This is a genomic window from Mesobacillus subterraneus, from assembly GCF_023715485.1.
GTDB classification, from domain to species: domain Bacteria; phylum Bacillota; class Bacilli; order Bacillales; family Cytobacillaceae; genus Mesobacillus; species Mesobacillus subterraneus_B.
The window spans coordinates 201,325-219,256 of the sequence record NZ_JAMBOF010000003.1 but is presented as its reverse complement, the minus strand read 5'-3'; the positions used below and the strand labels follow the sequence as shown (position 1 = coordinate 219,256).

General features: G+C 43.4%; 19 protein-coding genes and 1 other annotated feature. Of the genes, 1 reads left to right on the top strand and 18 read right to left on the bottom strand.

Annotated features, from left to right (window positions below):
• Window positions 1-118 precede the first annotated feature (118 nt).
• Both M3204_RS05735 and M3204_RS05730 read right to left on the bottom strand, forming a co-directional pair.
• Window positions 119-826, bottom strand: coding sequence for a 5'-methylthioadenosine/adenosylhomocysteine nucleosidase (locus M3204_RS05735; RefSeq protein ID WP_251479466.1), 708 nt, complete (start codon window positions 824-826; stop codon window positions 119-121).
• 18 nt (window positions 827-844) lie between these two features.
• Window positions 845-2,143, bottom strand: a complete 1,299-nt coding sequence (locus tag M3204_RS05730) for an amidohydrolase (RefSeq protein WP_251479464.1) — start codon at window positions 2,141-2,143, stop codon at window positions 845-847.
• Between the two features lie 185 nt (window positions 2,144-2,328).
• Here M3204_RS05730 and M3204_RS05725 point away from each other — a divergent pair, with 185 nt between their 5' ends.
• Window positions 2,329-2,535, top strand: coding sequence for a DUF2536 family protein (locus M3204_RS05725; RefSeq protein WP_251479462.1), 207 nt, complete (start codon window positions 2,329-2,331; stop codon window positions 2,533-2,535).
• Between the two features lie 35 nt (window positions 2,536-2,570).
• Here M3204_RS05725 and M3204_RS05720 read toward each other — a convergent pair whose 3' ends face one another.
• From M3204_RS05720 to M3204_RS05645, 16 genes are all read right to left on the bottom strand, one after another.
• Window positions 2,571-3,269, bottom strand: a complete 699-nt coding sequence (locus M3204_RS05720) for a YrrS family protein (RefSeq protein ID WP_251479460.1) — start codon at window positions 3,267-3,269, stop codon at window positions 2,571-2,573.
• A gap of 74 nt (window positions 3,270-3,343) precedes the next feature.
• On the bottom strand, window positions 3,344-5,125 hold the full coding sequence (locus M3204_RS05715) for a peptidoglycan D,D-transpeptidase FtsI family protein (protein ID WP_251479458.1): 1,782 nt from the start codon (window positions 5,123-5,125) through the stop codon (window positions 3,344-3,346).
• A 63-nt stretch (window positions 5,126-5,188) separates the two neighbouring features.
• The gene (greA, locus tag M3204_RS05710) at window positions 5,189-5,665 is read right to left on the bottom strand and encodes a transcription elongation factor GreA (RefSeq protein ID WP_251479456.1); all 477 of its coding nucleotides are present in this window, start codon (window positions 5,663-5,665) and stop codon (window positions 5,189-5,191) included.
• A gap of 205 nt (window positions 5,666-5,870) precedes the next feature.
• Window positions 5,871-6,506 (bottom strand): uridine kinase, encoded by a 636-nt coding sequence (udk, locus tag M3204_RS05705; protein ID WP_251479454.1) that lies wholly within the window; start codon window positions 6,504-6,506, stop codon window positions 5,871-5,873.
• 3 nt (window positions 6,507-6,509) lie between these two features.
• Window positions 6,510-7,778, bottom strand: a complete 1,269-nt coding sequence (locus M3204_RS05700; RefSeq protein ID WP_251479452.1) for a peptidase U32 family protein — start codon at window positions 7,776-7,778, stop codon at window positions 6,510-6,512.
• A 30-nt stretch (window positions 7,779-7,808) separates the two neighbouring features.
• Entirely contained in the window at window positions 7,809-8,738 is a 930-nt protein-coding gene (locus M3204_RS05695; RefSeq protein ID WP_251479450.1) for a peptidase U32 family protein, read from the bottom strand.
• Window positions 8,739-8,743: 5 nt separating this feature from the next.
• A complete protein-coding gene (locus M3204_RS05690; protein ID WP_251479448.1) occupies window positions 8,744-9,382 on the bottom strand; it encodes an O-methyltransferase in 639 nt (212 codons plus the stop codon).
• Window positions 9,383-9,728: 346 nt separating this feature from the next.
• Window positions 9,729-10,880, bottom strand: coding sequence for an endolytic transglycosylase MltG (mltG, locus tag M3204_RS05685; protein WP_251479446.1), 1,152 nt, complete (start codon window positions 10,878-10,880; stop codon window positions 9,729-9,731).
• A 518-nt stretch (window positions 10,881-11,398) separates the two neighbouring features.
• Window positions 11,399-11,686, bottom strand: a complete 288-nt coding sequence (locus M3204_RS05680; protein ID WP_251479444.1) for a DUF1292 domain-containing protein — start codon at window positions 11,684-11,686, stop codon at window positions 11,399-11,401.
• Window positions 11,687-11,700: 14 nt separating this feature from the next.
• Window positions 11,701-12,117 (bottom strand): Holliday junction resolvase RuvX, encoded by a 417-nt coding sequence (gene ruvX, locus M3204_RS05675; RefSeq protein WP_251479442.1) that lies wholly within the window; start codon window positions 12,115-12,117, stop codon window positions 11,701-11,703.
• Complete coding sequence (locus M3204_RS05670; RefSeq protein WP_023627198.1) at window positions 12,118-12,387, bottom strand: IreB family regulatory phosphoprotein; 270 nt, start codon at window positions 12,385-12,387, stop codon at window positions 12,118-12,120.
• A 78-nt stretch (window positions 12,388-12,465) separates the two neighbouring features.
• Complete coding sequence (gene alaS / locus M3204_RS05665) at window positions 12,466-15,099, bottom strand: alanine--tRNA ligase (RefSeq protein WP_251479440.1); 2,634 nt, start codon at window positions 15,097-15,099, stop codon at window positions 12,466-12,468.
• Window positions 15,100-15,171: 72 nt separating this feature from the next.
• Window positions 15,172-15,386: a binding site (T-box leader), on the bottom strand.
• Between the two features lie 65 nt (window positions 15,387-15,451).
• A complete protein-coding gene (locus M3204_RS05660; RefSeq protein WP_251479438.1) occupies window positions 15,452-16,531 on the bottom strand; it encodes an AI-2E family transporter in 1,080 nt (359 codons plus the stop codon).
• 365 nt (window positions 16,532-16,896) lie between these two features.
• Complete coding sequence (locus M3204_RS05655) at window positions 16,897-17,031, bottom strand: YrzQ family protein (protein WP_251479436.1); 135 nt, start codon at window positions 17,029-17,031, stop codon at window positions 16,897-16,899.
• 24 nt (window positions 17,032-17,055) lie between these two features.
• On the bottom strand, window positions 17,056-17,247 hold the full coding sequence (locus M3204_RS05650; protein ID WP_251479433.1) for a hypothetical protein: 192 nt from the start codon (window positions 17,245-17,247) through the stop codon (window positions 17,056-17,058).
• A 9-nt stretch (window positions 17,248-17,256) separates the two neighbouring features.
• On the bottom strand, window positions 17,257-17,733 hold the full coding sequence (locus tag M3204_RS05645) for a PRC-barrel domain-containing protein (protein WP_251479430.1): 477 nt from the start codon (window positions 17,731-17,733) through the stop codon (window positions 17,257-17,259).
• Window positions 17,734-17,932: the final 199 nt, after the last annotated feature.

The following is a 17,932-nucleotide window of genomic DNA, read 5'->3' as shown; positions in this document are numbered from 1 at the left end:
TAGGGACACCCTTTCAATTTGAATGATAGTCTTCAGTTAATTTCCGCTCCAGGCACTCGCTTCAATTAATAAAGTTCCCCGTTAAAAAAACATAAATAGACAGGGACTATCATTAACACTATTGAAGCTTCCAGTTCTTGATCATTTCATTTACGATTTCAAATGAATTCTTAGAGGCTAATTTGGTGAATTCAAGGAAGTTTACGTCTGCTGAACCGTCAGCTTGGTCAGACATCGACCTGATGATGACAAATGGGACGCCGTTCATGCTGCAGACTTGGCCGACAGCGGCTCCTTCCATTTCTGTGCAGTAGCCCTGCAGCTCCTCATGCAGGAATTTGACTTTCTCCCGGTCTGCGATGAATTGGTCTCCCGATAATATGCGGCCGCTGACAATTTTTTTGTCTGCGACGATTTCTTTGCTGGCCGAGATGGCGAGGTCCACTAAGCGTGAATCTGCTTTAAAAACTGAAACCTCGGTATAGGGGATTTCCCCCAGTTTGAAGCCCAGTGGCCTGACATCCATGTCATGCTGCACGCAATCAGTGGAAACGACGATATCGCCAATTTTCAGCTCAGGATTAACTGCACCTGCAACACCAGTAAAGATGATATTTTCAGCTGCGAATTCATCGATAAGAATTTGTGTGCAGACGCTCGCGTTAACTTTTCCTACTCCAGATTTACAGAGTACGATGTCAAATTCATTAAAGGCTCCAACATAAAACGTTATCCCAGCTTTGCTCTTTTCTTCATAATCCTTCATAGCGTCCAGGATATGCTGGATTTCTTCATCCATGGCGCCTATTATTCCGATTCTGTTCATTACTGTTACCTCCGAGGTTTATTCTGCTAACATTCTAGATAAGCGATTAGCTTCAAAAAGTATTTTTTCTTCATCAATTGTCTTGAACTGACGATTATCGAGGATTTGTTTCCCCTGAACATAAACATCCCTGACATCTCTGCCAGATCCTGAGTATACAAGGTGTGACACAGGGTTATGCCGCGGATAATAGAAAGACTGGTTCGTCTCGACTACGATAAAGTCAGCATCCTTGCCAACCTCCAGCGACCCCGTCTTATCGCCGAGCCATACTGCAGCGGCTCCATCGATTGTTGCCATCCTTAATGCTTGCTCTGCTGATATTGCTGTTGCGTCCTGGGCGATTCCTTTATGGATCGTTGCTACAGATTTAATCTCTTCGAACAAATCCAGGTTGTTATTGGAAGCGACACTGTCTGTGCCCAGGCTAACCGTCACTCCATGCGCCAGCATTTTGCCGACGGGAGCGATTCCGCTGCCAAGCTTGAGATTGCTGATGATATTATGAGAGACACTTACATTTTTTCTTGCAAGGATTTCAATATCTGCGTCACTCAGATGGACCGCATGAGCAACGAGCGCTGGCCGGTCAAAGAAACCGAGGCTGTCCAAGTGTGCAACTGGTGTTGCACCGAAATCCTCGATATTTTTGTCTACTTCATATTTTGTTTCAGACATATGCGTATGCAAAGGAACGTTCAGTTCCACCGATTTATCAATGATTTGGGAAATGTACTCAGGAGAGCATGTATAAGGCGAATGCGGTGACAGCATCGTCGTAATCCGGCCATTCGCGGCATTATTCCAGTTTTTTGCGAACTCGGCTGCTTCCTTAAGCTTGCTTTGAAGAAGTTCCTCAGATCCAAAGCCGATCACTCCTCTGCATAGCACCCCTCTGATTCCAGCCTCGTCTACAGCCTTACCCACTATGTCCATATAATCATACATATCAACAAATGTGGTAGTTCCTGTACGGATCATTTCGAGGATTGATAAATTCGCTCCCCATTTAACATGTTCTGGTGTGTATTTTGCCTCCAGCGGCCAGATTTTGTCTTCTAGCCATGTTTGCAGATGCAAATCATCCGCATAGCCCCTTAACAATGACATCGGAGTATGTCCGTGGGTATTTACTAATCCGGGGAGGACAATATCCCCCTTGAGGTCAATCGTTTCTTCATATAAAGAGACATCGTCAGGCGTTTTACCGACATAGACAATCTTTTCATCCTCAAAACCGATTGCACCAGAATCAATCACTTCATTTTCTGCGTTACAAGTAATGATCGTGCCATTATATAATAACTTTCTTGCCATATTAATCTCTCCTATGTAAAACCCTGATTTTTCGCATGAAATGCACTATGTACTAGAATTAGAATATTGCTTTACAATTATGCCCGCCGTTTAAATTTATCAAAAAATGTTTTATTTTTATAGAGGTTTTGCTATTTTTAATTGTACAGCAAAGCTAAATCTAATTATTCATAAGGAGTGTAACTATGGAATTCCATTTTGACTTAATCGAGGATAAGGTTGAATTTTTTGAAGCGGTTGATTTAAAGACGCTTGAAAAAAAAGTCAACAAACAGATTGAAATCAATAAAGCCATCATGCTTAGTGTACATCATGTATCACATCAGATGCACATTGATGAAAAGGGACGCCTGTTTTATTCTGCAGTAGTGCACTTCAAAGCAAAAAAGTAAGGGGCCCATATCATCTGAGCCCCTGCAAAAAAATTCTATCGTTTATCGTTTTGAATCAATTCTTCAATCTTAACAGGCTTCCAGCCCTGGCCGTCTACCCACTGGATGATGACTCTGTAAGCCTGGTCGCCTCCTTTTTCGGAAACGGTGCCTCGGGCTGTATTAGGCGCTCCGCCATTTTCGTTCCACCAGACCGTCATATTGTTCTTATCTATACCTGTTGCATATGAGTACGCCAGGATCATCTCCTGCCAATCTACTGAATTCTGGTCAAAAACAGTGGCGTGTTCGCCAGATTGTGTAGTTCCTACTGGTTCCCAGTGAGGATTTTCAATCGTCTGTTTTACATTGGCATCGCTGCCGCCCTCAGTGACAACAGGCTCTCCCAATTCTTCACTGTCTTCTGATTCTTCGTCTGCATCTTCAGACTCTTCGCCAGTGGAATCATCTTCATTATTGCTATCTGCGCTTTCGTTATCCTTATCGGCAGTTCCCTTGCTGTCATCCTTATTGTCTTTTTTGCCGGAGGAGGCGGCGTTGTTATTTTCTGCTGTAACATCGCTGTTGTCCGCTGCCCCTTCGTCATTGCTGAAAAAAATGTTAAAAGATACAATGGCAATCAACAAAATAACGACAACAATCAAGCTATTTAAAATAAGGTTTGTTTTTCTGCGCTTTGCCCTCGTTCTCGTACGGGCACCCTCATTTAGGTTGTCATAATCATCATGCTTCAAGGTCTTTCCCTCCCTTATAAGGTTGTCAACATTCTACCATGACTTGAGGCAAACTTGAAGGATTTTATCTCTGTCTAATCGTTTTCGGGACCTTCATCCGATGTGCCATGATTGTAATCATAGACCGCCTTTACTATATCAGCAAACAACAAATTGATTCCGCCTTCGTCTTCAGGAACCCCAAGATTGACAGCTACGAGCGCATATTTAGGATTTTCATAAGGAAAATATCCAGCGAACCATTTATTATGCATCTGCTTATCTCCGGCATAAATACCTGTTTCAGCTGTACCCGATTTTCCGGCGACAGCATATGGCAAATCCTTGAACCATCTTCCAGTTCCGTGTTCATTCACTACAACTTCACGCAAAAGCGTCTGCAGCTTCATTGCGGTAATGGATGAGATTTTGGCTCCCTTAAGCTTTTCTTTTGGAAACTCAGTCATTTCGGTTCCATTTTGATATTGGATTGACATGACTGCCCGAACCATGTCCTTTTCACCGCCTCTGGCGATTGTAGCCATCATGTTCGCAACTGAAAGAGGAGAAACCCTTACCTCATGCTGGCCTATTCCTGATAAGGCTGAAAAATTGCGATCCTTCCTGGCATCATCAGAAAGGAATACTCGGCCTTTTTCCTCATCCTGCAGCTGCCTGAAATCTTCAAGGTGGAAGATATCCCCGGTCCAGCCTACACCGCCCGTTATCGACAGCATCTCCGCATATTTTTCCAGGATTAGCGGATCTTTATCCTGGAGTTCTTTCGCTACCTCTCCAAATGTCCGGTTGCAGCTCCTCGCAAAGCTGTCATTAAAGTTAAGCATTCCGTGATCATATTTATTATCCGGGTCGCCATTTATCTTTTTACTGCAATCAAACTTTCGATTCGGGTCATCAAGACCATTATCGATCGCAGCAGCAGCAACGACCGTCTTGAAGACTGAACCTGGTATATGCTGTTTGACCATCATATTCTCAATTCCCTGATCTTTGAAAGGATTGGCTTGATTAACGACCGGTCTTGAAACCATTGATAAAATGCTATTTGTATCAATATCGAGCAGCACGACGCCGCCTTTTTTAATATGATGCTTGTCTACCGTTTCTTCGACAATCATCTGCAGGTTCTTATCAATCGAGGTTTGCAAGTTGATAGGATAAAATGGATTTGCCGGTTCAATATATTTGACGTTGATACCAAACAGCGGCGCGCCCTCCCCATCCACATGGTATACAAGCCTTGATTTACCTTCGGCTACCAAAAATTCGTCAAAGCTTTTTTCCAGTCCGGAAAGTCCAACTAACGTCCTTGGCAGAAAATCTTTTTCGCCATACCTTGATCTCAGGATATCCTCGTTTTCTCCGATGATGCCTAGCAGCTGGGCTGCAGGTATTCTTTCAACCGCATACTTACGTTCGACTGCAAATACACCCGGGATTTCCATCTCATTAATCGTATCCATCTGGCTTTTGTTCAATGCCACAGGCTCCGGATTCCCAAAAGCGAACGGTTCTTTTGAGTCTTCCACAGCACTCTCCAAAGCATATTCTGATACACCGATGATCCTAGCTACCTTTTCAGCCTGCCAGTCCATCTTCTTTAAAAATGGAAAGAGTACCAGCACAGACGCTGTCTCGTAAGATAATGGCTCCCCTGATCGGTCAAGGAAATTTCCTCTCCCGTTGTCCACTACCATTTCCTGCGACCTCTGCTTGACGCTCGCTTCTATTAAATTTATTTCATGTTTTGAAAATGATTCTGTTTCCAGCAGCTGCAATTGTGCCAGCCTGAACATCAGCAGTCCGATGCCGGCAATGCATATGCTGATCCATACAACCATCCTTTTTTTGAGCATAAAAAACACCTCGTCAAAAGTGTTGACGAGGTGCTGCGGTTTCAAACCTATGGAAGTTTGAAATTACTTAATTGATGTGATGCGTACGCTCATTTCGCCGCCAGGAGTCTGGACGGAAACTTCATCGCCGACTTTTTTGCCCATTAAACTCTTGGCAATCGGAGAGTCATTTGAAATCTTGCCTTCAAATGGATCAGCTTCTGCACTTCCTACGATTGTATAGGATTCTTCATCACCATCAGGAAGCTCAACAAATGTCACTGTGCGGCCAAGGCTGACGGCATCTTTGCTCACTTCATCTTCCTGGATGATCTTTGCGTTGCGGATCATATTCTCAAGAGTCGTGATTCGTCCTTCCACAAAAGCTTGTTCCTCTTTTGCAGAATCGTACTCAGAGTTCTCTGAAAGGTCGCCGAAGCTGCGCGCGATTTTAATTCTCTCAACAACTTCTTTACGTTTAACCGTTTTCAACATTTCCAATTCTTGTTCCAGCTTTTCTTTTCCTGCCACTGTCATAGGAAAAACTTTTTCTATAGCCAAAATCCTTCACTCCTTCTAGTCTTCACAATTCCCCAAAATCGATTGTGTAATATTATATTATGTAACCTGAAAAATATACAGGAGCGCGTCCTTTATCAGGGCGCGCATTTTAAGAGAGTCCAAAATCGGACCATTAATTTTTACATTGGACAAATAGAAGCACTTTTTAAAGTACTTCTATGTCCGCTTTATCTATGCTATTGTGTCACAAAAATGATTTTTGTTCAAGAATTGTTTGAATTTTTGTTACCATCAGGTCGATTGCCACATGATTATGGCCGCCTTCAGGGATGATGATGTCTGCATATCGCTTTGTCGGCTCAATGAATTGGTTGTGCATCGGCCTTACAACATTCACGTACTGTTCAATGACAGAATCCATTGAACGTCCACGCTCCTTAATGTCGCGAAGCAGTCTGCGGATGATTCGCAAATCTGCATCTGTATCGACATAAAGCTTCATATCCATCAAATCGCGTAATCTTTCATCTTCCAGGATAAGGATTCCTTCAAGAATGATGACATCCTTAGGATCGACATGAATGATTTCACTAGATCTAGTATGGACCGCATAATCATAAACTGGCTTCTCAATCGGTTCATATTGAAGCAGTTTTCCGATATGCTCTATCAAAAGATCGTTGTCAAATGCCAGCGGATGGTCATAGTTTGTCTTCAAACGTTCTTCCATTGGCAAATGGCTTTGGTCTTTATAATAGTAGTCTTGCTCAATCATCAGGATAGAGTGGCCTTTAAAGCTATCAATGATCGCTTTCGTGACGCTTGTTTTACCAGAGCCGGAGCCGCCGGCTACACCAATTACAACAGGCTTGCGGTTCATCTGTTACTTCTCCTTCCGCATCATGTTATTTGGGTAGACTGGCTTGTCCATCTTGAACTTGACGATTTGCAGAGGATGGCGGGCTACATCAAGCTCGTTGCCATCTTCATCCCAGATTGTCTCAATCACATGGGTAAAGTTCTCGATTTCCGGTCCAAAGAATTCAACTTCGTCACCAGGCTTGAAATAGTTTCTTTGCTGAAGTGTAACCATCTGGTCTTCAGCATTATAATCAAGCACAAGGCCGGCAAAGTCGAAAGTCGTCTTCTTGCTATGGTTTCCAAACATTTGCTCTTTATACCCAGGAACCCCTTCAAAGAAGGCAGTTGCTGTCTCACGGTTCGCACATTTGTCCAGTTCTTCGAGCCATTCCTGCTTGATGACAAAGTTTTCAGGGTCTGCGCAGTATGCGTCGATGACCTTTCGATACACGCTGACAACTGTTGCGATATAGTGGATCGACTTCATGCGGCCTTCAATCTTAAGGCTGTCTATGCCAAGCTCAATCATCCGCGGTATTGATTCTATAAGCTTTAGGTCCTTAGGGCTCATCGCAAATGGAGAGTCGCCTTCAGCAAACAATGCGTTTTCTTCATTTCCTTCAAGAGTGTACAAATCGTAATCCCAGCGGCAAGACTGACAGCAGCCTCCGCGGTTTGAATCACGTGCTGTCATGTGGTTGCTCAACGTGCAGCGGCCTGAATAGGCAATGCACATTGCGCCGTGGATGAAGGTTTCGATCTCGATATCGACCTTCTCCTTCATTTCCTTGATTTCTTCACCACTTGTCTCACGAGCTAGAACAACACGCTCCAGGCCTTCTTCTTTCCAGAACTGTACAGCTTTCCAGTTAGAAAGGGATTGCTGCGTGCTCAGGTGGACCTCGATTTCAGGAGCGACCCTGCGGCAAGTTTCAATGATCAGCGGGTCAGCAACGATGATTCCGTGAACCCCTGCTCCCTTTAATCCAATTAAGTAATCTTCTAGTCCGTCAATGTTTTCATTGTGCGCGAAGATATTCGTTGTAACATAGATTTTCGCGCCGTAATTTTTCGCGAATTCGACGCCTTCCTTCATTTCCTCGAATGTGAAATTATCTGCGTTTGAACGCAAACCATATTCCTGGCCGCCGATAAAGACAGCATCTGCACCATAATGGACGGCAATCTTCAATTTTTCGAGATTTCCGGCTGGCGCAAGCAGTTCTGGTTTTTTCACAATAACACGTTTTCCGTCCACAATTTGTGAAATCTTGTCTGTCACTGCATTCATGACGCAACCTCCTTATATTGTAAAATACCTCTAGTAAACAGTCTCTTTAAAGAAGAATCCAGTATCCAGCGGGCGGTTAGGCGGCTGAATTGCTTCTGCTGCTGCAAGTAAGCTGTCTTTTTCTTCATCATATTGATCCGCGTCTTCAACTGCCAAATCAATCGCTTTGCGGTAAAGCTTGGTGACTTCCAAAATATATTCAGGACTTTTAAGAATCCCATCAATTTTAAAAGAATCAATGCCTGCTTCGACCAGTTCAGTAAGCTCGTCGATAATACAGATATCGTTAGGGCTCATGATATGAGTTCCGTTTTCATCTTCAAAAATAGGGTATTTGTTTTCACGCTCTTTATCGTGAAGGAACATGTTCTGTTCCTGTCTGCGGTTCTCAACTTCCAGCGCCTTGCCCTGGTATTCAAAATAATGTCCAAGAAGCGGGCGCTTTGACTGGAACATATTCATCATTCCGTGCACCTGGACTTCAATTTCGACCTCTGCGTTTTCTTTCATCTCGACAATGGCATCCATGTTAATTTCACGGGCAAGCACGGCGCGCTTTGCACCTTTTCTGCCCCAGTAATTACATGTATACCAGTTTGTGCCCGTCGTTTCTGTACTCCAATGCAGCTTTATATCCGGAGTGTGTTCCTTGGCAGCCATCAAAACAGCAGGGTCACCGAAAGTAACTCCATCTGCTTTAACTTCCTGTAGGAACTTTAAGTAATCGCCGAGCAATTCTATTTTTTCATTGTGGAACAAAGCGTTCATGGCAACATATACTTTTTTGCCTTTTGAGTGGGCCAAATCGATCGCTTTTTTTACGTCCTCACGGGTAAATTCACCAGCAAGGCGGAGTCCGAATTTCTGTTCACCGACCAAAAAAGCATCTGCTCCTGCTTCTGCCAAAGGAATAATATCGTCTACACTCGTTGGAGTTACTAATAATTCAGGTTTATTCATTCCGTTCACCTCTTCTTACTAATCGCGACACCATCGCCAATTGGCAGTATGACTGTGTCATACTCCGGGTTGGCGGCAAGCCAGCGGTTGAATTCATCTATTTTTTTCACAAGGCTGCGAATCCTTTTGCTTTCTGCTTTTTGTTCATATACTTGACCTTTGAAAAGGACATTGTCGGTAATGATCATCCCTCCAGGCGTTAAATACCTGGAATATATTTCGAAAAATCGCTTGTACTGCCCTTTGGCTGCGTCGATGAAAATCGCATCGAAAGGAGCGTGTTCTCCGACTTCATCCTCAAGCAGCAGTGCATCTCCCTTGATTTGGAGGATTTGCTCCTGCTTGTCTGCCTTTTTTATATAGTCAACAGCAAGCTCGTACCGCTCCTCATCACGTTCAAGAGTAATGATTTTAACCATTGGAAGGGCATAGGCCATCCTGAGGGCAGAATAGCCAATTGCTGTCCCCACCTCTAAGATTGCTTCAGGCTGCTGGATCCGCAGGAGTTGAAGCATTGCCTCTATCCCGGCAGGCTCCATGATCGGCACGCCGTTCTTTTGCGCGTAATCCTCCATCTCAGCAAGCAGACCGTGTCTAGGCTCAATGAGAGAATCTAAATATTCCTGCAGCTTTTCATTTAGCAAGCTGCCCTCACCTCTATTCAAAAGCTGTATTATAGCTCGTGGAAAATCTATTTATGCTCAATGTAAAATCTCCATCTGAGCATGAAAAAAATAGCGTTCACAGGATAAGAGAGACAAACCCCAGCCCGGCATTCCTCTGCCGCACTGTTTGTTAAGCCGTTTACAGCCATAACTCTTACATCTGTAATGCACGCTATCATCGATAAGCAGAAGCGCCTTTGTCAGCGCTGGATTGGCATATGAATCCAAACCCAAAAAGTCTTTTTTAATTACAAAAAACACTTGAATTATTTTACCACAATAAGAAGGGAAATGCTAATGTTTCTGCATTTCCCTATATGGATTGCTATTTTTTGCTGGTGATATGTTCATTTTTTTTACGATTATGCTCCACAAGTGTCTTAGAGAAAAGAACGTCCCCAGTCGATGTTGCGAGAAAGTACAAATCGTCTGTATCTGCAGGTGCTAAAGCCGCTTCGATCGACATTACGCCTGGGTTCGCAATCGGGCCAGGAGGAAGACCTTTATTCACATAAGTGTTATATGGATCTTCTATTTCCAGGTCTTTATACAAGACACGGTCTTTATGTTCCCCGTGTGCGTAGAGGACAGTTGGGTCCGTTTGTAATGGCATGTCGGTATCTATACGGTTATAGAAAACACTCGCAATTTTATCGCGGTCTACTTTGTCAGTTGCTTCTTCTTCAATCAGCGATGCCATTGTCATAACTTGATGTGACGTCATTTCCCTTTCTTCCATTTGGCTTTTGAATTCGCCAAGGACTTCCTTGGTTTTCGTCAGCATGACTGTCACAATTTCTTCTACAGTCGGCTTTTCAGAATAGAAAGGATATGTCGCAGGAAATAGATAGCCTTCCAGTGGATACTTCACATTTTCATTAAAGATGTCTTCTGTTAGAACATCCGGATATTTGCCCATCATTTTGGTCACGAATTCTTTGTCGTTGAGCTGCTTGAAAATTTCTTCCTGGTCCTGCTGGGTCTTTTCAGCAATGATTCCAGCGATTTGCTTCAATTGCTTGCCTTCTGGAATGGTTATTTTCATGACTACATCTTGCATAACTTTACCCGTCTTCAAGCTCGAGATTATTTCGGGAAGCGTCATCGATGGCTTCATTTTATAATCTCCGGCCATAAAACCGGCTTCATTTTTAAACTTAACATAATATTTGAAGACCCTTGCGTCTCTGATGACACCGTTATCCTCTAATATTTTCCCGATTCCTGTCGTCGAAGAACCAATTGGGATATTGACATTAATGGTTTTCTTGCTGTCCACATCTATAGGCTTTAAGGCTTCTTTAATATAATAATATCCACCCCCGCCAATAGCGCCGATAAGGAGAAGTGCCGCAATCGCAGTGATGAAAACGATTTTTCTCACAACTTTCGCTTCCTTCTGTTGTTCAATCAATTTTTGGGCAATCATTTGTTTTTTTTCTTTCTTTGAGTCATTTATATTTTTCTCGTCAGACATAAGTTCCCCTCCAGTCAACAGGGCTAATCACCTGGATATTCTCTATTTACACATCTCGAACCATTATACTATATTTTCTATTTTTATTTGCAAATAATTACGAAAAAATACTACAGCCGACAAATAATCTTATATTCCGACAAGAGAATGGGATGTGTGAATTTAATAGATGTTGGGGTTATGAGATCCATTGAGGGTTGAACGCAGAGTGGTATTCTTGAGACCCTGGACTAAGCCTGGAAAGCGGCAGAACACTGCTTGGTCGATATATTGCCATTTGTGGTCGACATAATAAAAAAAGTGGTCGATATCGATTCATAGGAGGAAAATGAAACGCGCGAGAGAGGCAATATAGTGAATCTTCATGCTTGAAGAGAACGAATTCACCTCTTTTTTAGCAAAATGGAGCGTTTTAGACCTTAATCGCGTACCTTAGGTGTAAAACATTCTTAGCAATCCAATCAAAACTCATCAAACCAAAAAAAAGACCAGGCTATTTCACCTGGTCTGATCCTATATTACTCTTCGTCTTGCTCTGCAAGGAATGTTTCAAGCATCTCTTCGATCATGTCCCATTCTTCGTCTGTTTCGATTGGCATTAATTCGCCATCCTGGTTGTCTTCAGTCGGGACGAAAGAAGAAGCGTGGATTTCGATCTCTTCATCGTCACTTTCTTCAGCGCCAAGTGGATAGTATAGTACATATGACTTACCAAATTCTTCGGAGTCAAATGTAAAAAGTACTTCGCATAATTGTTCGTTACCGTTTTCGTCTACTACTGTAATGTTGTTTTCACCGTGATCCATTAAAGTCACCTCATTTAATTTTGGCTGTTCAAATAGCCTTGTAGTATCATCATTGCTGCCATTTTATCAATGACCTTTTTGCGCTTTTTCCGGCTTACGTCTGCCTCAAGCAAAACCCGCTCGGCAGCCACGGTCGTCAAACGCTCGTCCCAGAGAATGACAGGGATGCCGAACCTCTCTTCCAATTCACGAGCAAAGAATTGGCTGGCTTCGCCGCGAGGGCCGATTGTGCCATTCATGTTCTTAGGCAAACCGACGACGACTTTGTCTACTTCGTACTCTTTTATTATTTTACCTAATTCATCGAAACCAAACACATTTTCTTCTTCGTTGATTTTCAATGTTTCAAGTCCCTGAGCAGTCCATCCCAGTTCATCGCTCAGTGCAATGCCGACTGTTTTAGAGCCGACATCAAGTCCCATCGTACGCATTTATTTCCCCTCTCGGTGGTTCCTTAAATAGGATTTAACCAGTTCCTCGATAATTTCATCCCGTTCCAGCTTGCGGATGATATTGCGGGCATCCCGATGGCGGGGAATATAAGCAGGGTCACCAGAGAGCAAATATCCGACAATCTGGTTGATCGGGTTATACCCTTTTTCCTGCAATGCTTCATAAACCTGCAGCAGGACTTCATTGGCATCATGCTCAAAAGGCTCTTCGGGAAAATTAAATCTCATCGTTTTATCAAACGAGCTCATCGAATGCACCTCACTTTTAAAAATGGCAGGCAAAATTTTCTTCAAGTTACCTTCATTCTACACTACTTTACCTTTATATCAAATTGATTTAACCCATTCTTCGGCAAATTGAAGCGCATTGTCGAGTTTTGAAGGGTCTTTTCCGCCAGCCTGTGCCATATCCGGTCGGCCGCCGCCGCCTCCGCCGCAAATCGAAGCTGCTTCCTTGATCAATTTTCCAGCCTGGTAGCCTTTCTTGATCAAGTCATCAGTCACAGCAGCAATCAGGTTCACTTTGCTGCCGTCAGTTGTGCCAAGCAGGATGACTGCCGATCCAAGCTTTTGCTTCAAATCATCAGCCATATTTCTCAGGTTGTTCATGTCAGCAGCCTGGACGCGCGCCGCAAGCAATTGGACACCATTCACTTCTTTTACCTTAGATGCAAGGCTTCCTGCTTCAATATTACCCAATTTAGCTGCAAGAGATTCATTTTCGCGCTGAAGTTGCTTGATTTCAACCAGCATTGAATCAATTCTGTTTGCAACTTCCTTAGGAGATGTCTTCAATTTCGCAGCCGCATCTTTCAGGATGCTGATCTGATCATTGAGTACTTTATAAGCCGCTTCGCCAGTTACCGCTTCAATCCTTCGTGTTCCAGCCCCAATACCGCTCTCAGACACAATCTTGAACAATCCAATCACAGATGTGTTAGGCACATGGCAGCCTCCGCAAAGTTCCAGGCTGTAATCGCCAACTTTTACAACACGGACGATATCACCATATTTTTCGCCGAACAATGCCATAGCACCCATAGCTTTAGCTTCAGCAATCGCTTTAAAGCTCGTTTCTACCTGGATGCTTCTCCAAATCTTTTCATTCACGATTGCTTCTACCTTTTCAAGCTCTTCAGCAGTTACCTGCCCAAAGTGCGAGAAGTCAAAGCGAAGTCGATCTGGTTCCACTAGTGAACCAGCCTGGTTGACATGGGTTCCAAGGATATCCTTCAACGCCTGGTGGAGAAGGTGGGTAGCAGTATGGTTTTTAATGATTCTAGCACGGTTGTCCTGATCAACTTTGGCTGTAACTTCTATGCCATTGGTAACTGTGCCCTGCTCAACAATTGCGTTGTGTAGGTTCTGCCCATTTGGAGCTTTCTTTACATCTTTGACAGATAGTTTTATTCCATTTGCAACAACCATACCCTTATCAGCGATTTGTCCGCCGCTTTCAGCATAGAATGGAGTCACATCAAGCATGAAGTGGATTTCATCACCGGCAGTTGCTTCCTCTACAAACTGGCCGTCCTTCACCAATGCAATAATCTTGCTGTTCGTTTCAAATGTATCGTAGCCGACAAACTCGCTGCTTTCCTTGATTTCACCAAGAACGCCGCCCTGAACTTGCATCGAACCGACATCCTGGCGTGCAGCCCGCGCTCTTTCACGCTGAAGCTCCATTTCTTTTTCAAAGCCCTCATGGTCAACTTTCATGCCTTCATCTTCAGCATATTCTTCTGTTAACTCGACTGGGAAGCCGTACGTGTCATAGAGGCGGAATACATCTTTCCCTTGGATCATGCTGCTTCCTGTTTCTTTCTCCTTCTTGATGAGTTCAGAAAGGATTGCAAGGCCTTCATGAAGTGTTTCATGGAAACGGTCTTCTTCATTCTTGATGACCTTCTGGATGAAGTCTGTCTTTTCTTTTACTTCTGGATAGAAATCATGCATGATCTCGCCAACAACCGGCACCAATTCAAACATGAACGGACGGTTGATATTCAGCTTTTTAGCATATCGGACAGCACGGCGCAGCAGTCTGCGGAGTACGTAACCGCGACCTTCGTTAGAAGGCAGGGCGCCGTCGCCAACAGCAAACGCTACTGTACGGATATGGTCAGCAATTACCTTGAACGCTTCGTCCTTCTCTTTGGATACTCCGTATTTCACTCCGGCAATTTCTTCGGTTGCATGGATGGTCGGCATGAAAAGGTCCGTATCAAAGTTTGTTGGAACGTCTTGGACAACGCAAGCCATCCGCTCAAGCCCCATGCCTGTATCGATGTTCTTCTTCGGCAGTGGAGTATACGTGCCATCCGGATTATGGTTGAATTCAGAGAACACCAGGTTCCAGACTTCCAGATAACGGTCATTTTCTCCGCCTGGGTATAATTCGGGATCCTCAGGATTGTCTCCGTAGGATGGCCCTCTGTCATAGAATATTTCCGTGTTTGGTCCGCTTGGCCCTTCGCCGATATCCCAGAAGTTCCCTTCAAGGCGGATGATTCGTTCTTCAGGAACACCGATTTTTTCTCGCCAGATATTGAAAGCTTCATCATCTTCAGGGTGAATCGTTACTGATAACTTTTCAGGATCAAAGCCAACCCACTTTTCATCTGTAAGAAACTCCCATGCGAATTCGATTGCTTCTACCTTGAAATAGTCACCGATAGAAAAGTTTCCAAGCATTTCGAAAAAAGTATGGTGGCGCGCTGTCTTGCCTACATTTTCAATATCGTTTGTACGGATTGACTTTTGCGCGTTGGTGATTCGCGGATTTGCTGGGATGACACGGCCGTCAAAATACTTTTTAAGCGTTGCGACACCGCTGTTAATCCATAGCAGGGACGGGTCATCATGTGGAACAAGCGAAGCGCTTGGTTCGATGGCGTGGCCCTTTTCCTTAAAAAATTCTAGATACATTTTTCTGATTTCAGAACCTGTCAGTTTCTTCATATACCTAACCTCCTAAATCAATAAAAGTAAGCATTCAGGGAATTTAGGCAACAAAAAAAGCCCTCATCCCTGGACAGGGACGAGAGCTTGCTCGCGGTACCACCCTGATTATGAACGCATAAAAATGGCGCGCCCATCTCTCAAAAACGCTTTAACGCAGCTGCTACGGCAGGTTTTGCCTGCACTCCGGAATAGCCTTCTGTTATCCTTCACCGGGAATTCTTCCAGCCGTGGAATTCCTCTCTTGACGATGGACTATAACATACTCGTTCCTTCTACATTTTGCTAATTATTATTCTATAGCCGAATTATATATAGCCGCTTTCAGTTTGTCAAACGACTTAATGAAAAATTATGACGGTTTTTCTTTTTTGCGTTCTAAAATGATATGGTCCTTTGCATGGATCAAGGCTGCCCTCAGAACAACCAATACCGGGACCGCCAGAATCAACCCGAGAATGCCGCCGATTTCCCCTCCCGCGAGCAGGGCGAACATGATCATAAGCGGATGCATGTGCAGACTTTTCCCTACAATCAATGGAGAAAGGATATTCCCCTCTAAAAATTGCAGTGAGAATACAATCGCTAATGAAATCAGCACCATTTTCACCGACATTGTCGCCGCAATTATCACAGCAGGGATTGCCCCGATGATTGGACCAAAATATGGGATGACGTTCGTGATGCCGACTATCGCGCCGAGCAGCAAAGAATACTTTATGCCAGCAATCCAGAAGAATATTGTTGATAATACGCCAATGATAAGGCAAACCAGCAGCTGCCCGCGGATATAGCTTCCCAACGACTTATCGACATCATGCAGGAACCTCGTGCCAGGCTGCCTCCATTGCCTTGGAGTAATGTACCACGCGGCTTTTTTCATTACATCAAAATCCTTCAGCATGTAAAATGCAATGAACGGAATGACCGCAATCGTAAAAATCGAATTGATGGTATCCATCAGGAATGTCATCGTACCTGCCAGTACACCGTCAAGCCATTGCTCCATCCGATTAATTCCGTCTTCAATCCTTTCGTGGATGCCCGCTGGCCATGTAGATGTCTGGTCAACGATATTATTGACCATCTGTTTATATTGCTCCGCAAAATGAGGGGCATTTTCCGCAAGGTCACGCAACTGGTGAATCAGCGCCGGTATTCCCTTATAAAATGCAAAGCCTGCTCCACCAAAGAACAGGATATAGATGATGAGGATGGAAACACCACGATGCAGCCCTCTTTGATGTAAGGCCTCAACAATTGGATGCAGCAAATATGTAATGAACGCTGCTACTGAAAAAGGGATGAGCAGCGAAAAGAGCACTTCTAATACAGGTACCCATAATGACTGCAGCTTTATGAAAATATAAATAACAATAAACAAAAGGAGAAGAAATCCAAGCCGGTAGTACCATTTCATCTGGATGTTCATTCATTCGCCCTCCTTCCTGTTTATTCTTGAAAGAAACGGAGGGGATTATACATTTTGATTGCCCGTCTCATCTTTAACATCATTTTATTGCGACAATCAAGATTATATTTCGGGAAAAATAACCTTTATTTAACGAAAACCTCTTTCTTGGAATGTAAATCAAGGTTATTTACATCGATAAAAACTTTTTATAGCGAAATTTTCTTTTTATAGCGAAATTGAACTTTTTATAGCGAAAATTTCATTTTTATAGCGAAATCAAACTTTTTATAGCGAAAATCGATTTTTTATAGCGAATTGGAAATTCTGCTCCATTTTTCCCAAATCAAAAAAATCCCCTGTATGCCCAGGGGATTCTCGTTAATTTAAAATAATGCTCTACTCATTTTCTTGCCAAGCTTTTTCATTTTCCTTCCAGACATCATATTGTTGTTGGAAGCATAATTGTAAGCTGCCATACCAGCACCCAAAGCGATTACGGAGGTTAACATTTTATTCATGTGTTTCACCTCTTCATTTTAATTTTAAATGCCGTATTGACGTTGATCCTCATCAAATAAGTCGTCAAGGGAGCTCAATGTTCCATCTTCCTCAACTTGATGGGTATGGATCAGACCTTTGTTCAGGGACAGTTCTATGAAGCAATTCCAGCAATAATATTGGTTGATGCCAATTTTGCCGATATCCTTGCTTCTGCAATTGGGACAACTTAACATAGGGACACCTCATCTCGATTTGACAGTGACGATGATGGCATCCTTCCCGATTGCAGGCGGACCAATGGTCTTGACCACACGCTTTCCATTCGTGATATCCGAAAAAAAGCCATCCGTTAATTCGTACCCTACAATCGTTCCCAATTCCTCCATAAAATATACGTCCTCCAGCAGCCCAAGCTGTTCACCATCATTCGAAAGAAGTTTTTTCCCAGCCAGGCTTTGGTTGTGTTCAAACGTATATTCAGGCTCTGTCTCCAATGGCTGCAAAGCCGTTTTGTCTTTCACCATGACTCCATCCCAGCCGAAGGATGCAACCTGGCTTACCTTGACCTGAAACGTTTTCTTGATGAACGCACCCTTTTTAACAAGTAAGCCTACTACGCTTCCATTGCTTGAAATGCTCATATCACACACTTCGCCCAGTTTCTGACCACTCGCCAATTCATAAACAGGCAGACCCTTTAAAAGTGAAAATGTCCGCAAAAGTTTGTCCCGCCTTTCCGAACAGTATTAGTTTCCACTCCCTCACAATAATTCATGTGGTGTAAGGATTTCCATTAAGAAAGAAAGTATGGTTCTGCTCAAAACTAATCTTCAAATTGTAAATTCACCATAAAAAATTGCACCTTTATTGTTAGTTTTTCAACTAACGATAAAGGTGCAATTTTCGTGCTACTTCCTT